The organism is Yoonia sp., assembly GCF_017854415.1.
Taxonomy (GTDB): Bacteria; Pseudomonadota; Alphaproteobacteria; order Rhodobacterales; family Rhodobacteraceae; genus Yoonia.
Map to the genome: position 1 here is coordinate 5738 of NZ_JAFMHR010000130.1, position 2591 is coordinate 8328.

The following is a 2591-nucleotide window of genomic DNA, read 5'->3' on the forward strand; positions in this document are numbered from 1 at the left end:
CACACTTGCACGGGTGATGGCGGCGGCATGGTGGCCCGTCAGGGTCTGCCATTGCAGGATATGGAATTCGTGCAATTCCACCCAACCGGTATTTACGGCGCTGGCTGTCTGATTACTGAGGGTGCGCGCGGCGAAGGTGGTTATCTGACCAACTCCGAAGGCGAACGCTTTATGGAGCGCTATGCGCCGAATTACAAAGACCTTGCCCCGCGTGACTATGTCAGTCGCTGCATGACGATGGAAATCCGTGAAGGCCGCGGTGTGGGTGCCAACGGCGACCATATCAGCCTGAACCTGAACCACCTCCCCAAAGAGGCATTGGCCGAACGTCTGCCTGGTATCTCGGAAAGCGCGCGCATTTTCGCAGGCGTTGATGTGACAAAGGAAGCGATCCCTGTGCTGCCAACTGTGCATTACAACATGGGCGGTATTCCGACGAATTATCATGGTGAGGTTCTGAACCCGACCAAGAAAGACCCGACCGCAATTGTTCCCGGCCTGATGGCTGTGGGCGAAGCCGGCTGTGCCTCTGTGCATGGTGCGAACCGTCTTGGATCCAACAGCTTGATCGACCTTGTGGTCTTTGGCCGTGCGGCCGCGATCCGTGCTGGCGAAGTTGTGGACCGCAAAGCCCCCAACCCGACATTGAACCAAGCGTCGGTTGATGCGTGCTTTGACCGTTTCGACGGCTTGCGTCACGCCAAAGGCAGCGTCGGCACACCAGAATTGCGGTTGGAAATGCAACAGGCGATGCAGGCTGATGCGGCGGTATTCCGCACCGATAAAACGCTGGCCGAAGGCGTCGAAAAGATGACCAAGATTGCCGGCAAAATGGATGATCTGTTCGTCACCGACCGCAGCATGGTCTGGAACAGCGACCTGATGGAAACGCTGGAACTGACCAACCTGATGCCAAACGCACTGGCTACGATTGTCGGTGCCGAAGCGCGCAAAGAAAGCCGCGGCGCGCATGCCCACGAGGATTATTCGACCCGTGATGATGAAAACTGGCGGGTGCATACGATCAGCCATGTTGATGGTGCCAAGGTTAAGCTGAGCTACCGCCCCGTTATCACCAAAGGCCTGACCACAGAGGCCGAAGGCGGAATTTCAGAGGCGAAGATTGCCCCGAAAGAACGGACGTTCTAATGCGGCGGATCGGTTTCATAGCTCTTTGCGCGTCAGGCCTTGCAGCCTGCGCGCCAATGACCCCAGAGCGCGCCGCAGATCGCTGCGAAGAACGCGCGCGCGCCTCACAGGGGCCAGAGATCGGTCTGACGATGGGTGTGAGCAACCAAACGGGCGTGTTTGGTGGCGCGAGCCTTGGAATTAGCACAGATGCGATCATGGGTCGCGATCCTTTGGCTGTCTACGAAAGCTGTGTGATGAATTTGACCGGTGAACTCCCGATCCGGCCTGCGCGTTTGCGCGATATTTAAGCTACGCGAGAAAAGAGAAGAATATGGTACAACTGACACTTCCAAAGAATTCCCGCATGAACGTGGGCAAGACCTGGCCAAAGCCAGAGGGCGCGACCAACCTACGTAAGGTTCAAGTCTATCGCTGGAATCCGGATGATGGCAAAAACCCGCAGCTGGATACCTATTTTGTCGATATGGATAGCTGTGGTCCGATGATTTTGGACGCGCTGATCAAGATCAAAAACGAGACTGACCCAACGCTGACATTCCGTCGCTCTTGCCGTGAAGGGATTTGCGGATCGTGCGCGATGAACATCGACGGGATCAATACGCTGGCCTGTATTTACGGCATGGATGAAGTCAAAGGCGACGTGAAGATTTATCCGCTGCCGCACATGCCTGTCATCAAGGACTTGATCCCTGATCTGACCCACTTCTACGCCCAGCATGCATCTGTAATGCCGTGGCTTGAGACGAAAACAAACCGCCCCGCCAAAGAGTGGAAGCAGTCGATTGATGACCGCAAAAAGCTGGATGGTCTTTACGAATGCGTGATGTGCGCGTGTTGTTCCACGTCCTGCCCATCATACTGGTGGAATGGCGATCGGTACCTTGGACCAGCCGCTTTGTTGCATGCTTACCGTTGGATTATCGACAGCCGCGATGAGGCAACAGGCGAGCGTTTGGACGAGTTGGAAGATCCGTTCAAGCTGTACCGCTGCCACACCATTATGAACTGTGCTAAGACGTGCCCGAAGGGTCTGAACCCTGCTGCCGCGATTTCGCACATCAAAGGTATGATGGTTGAACGGGTCGTTTAGATCTTACTAATGGAATGAAAAACGCCGCCCCGATGAGGGCGGCGTTCTGCGTTTAGCAATAGCGTTCAGGTGCTTTCGATTGCCCTTCGCTATAGCGATCACCCCATGCCCATCCGACGGGCAAGATAGCGTCGATCTTGGCGACCAGGTCAGGTGTCATGTCGATTTGATCCGCACCCTCCCAATCGCCGACGTGCGCTGCCGTGCGGCTGCCCGGAATAGGGATCACATGATCGCCTTGCGCCAAAAGCCAAGCTAGCGCCAAAGCAGGAGCGCTGTGTCCGTATTCTGCGGCGAGTGTCTGAAACGCCTGCGCACGGGATCTGTTTTGCGCCCAATTGGGGGCTTG

At 56.2% G+C, this 2591-nt stretch carries 4 protein-coding genes; 3 read left to right on the plus strand and 1 reads right to left on the minus strand.

Going from position 1 to position 2591, the window contains the following annotated elements; all coding sequences use genetic code 11:
• The 3 genes from QZ197_RS13160 to QZ197_RS13170 form a co-directional block, all read left to right on the plus strand.
• The coding region (locus tag QZ197_RS13160; RefSeq protein ID WP_296432504.1) for an FAD-binding protein at positions 1-1149 on the plus strand (1149 nt) is incomplete at its 5' end.
• 56 nt (positions 1150-1205) lie between these two features.
• Positions 1206-1439: a hypothetical protein gene (locus QZ197_RS13165; protein WP_296432505.1), complete on the plus strand. Its 234-nt coding sequence runs from the start codon at positions 1206-1208 to the stop codon at positions 1437-1439.
• A gap of 23 nt (positions 1440-1462) precedes the next feature.
• Positions 1463-2242, plus strand: coding sequence for a succinate dehydrogenase iron-sulfur subunit (locus QZ197_RS13170; protein ID WP_296432506.1), 780 nt, complete (start codon positions 1463-1465; stop codon positions 2240-2242).
• A gap of 52 nt (positions 2243-2294) precedes the next feature.
• On the opposite strand, the gene QZ197_RS13175 is transcribed toward QZ197_RS13170, so the two are convergent.
• Positions 2295-2591: aldo/keto reductase (locus QZ197_RS13175; protein ID WP_296432507.1), on the minus strand; the 297-nt coding region annotated here is incomplete at its 5' end.

Excerpts from the sequence above, each read along its gene's own strand:
- QZ197_RS13165 (WP_296432505.1), top strand. The coding sequence starts at position 1,206 with ATGACCCCAGAGCGCGCCGCAGATCGCTGCGAAGAACGCGCGCGCGCC.
- QZ197_RS13170 (WP_296432506.1), top strand. The coding sequence starts at position 1,463 with ATGGTACAACTGACACTTCCAAAGAATTCCCGCATGAACGTGGGCAAG.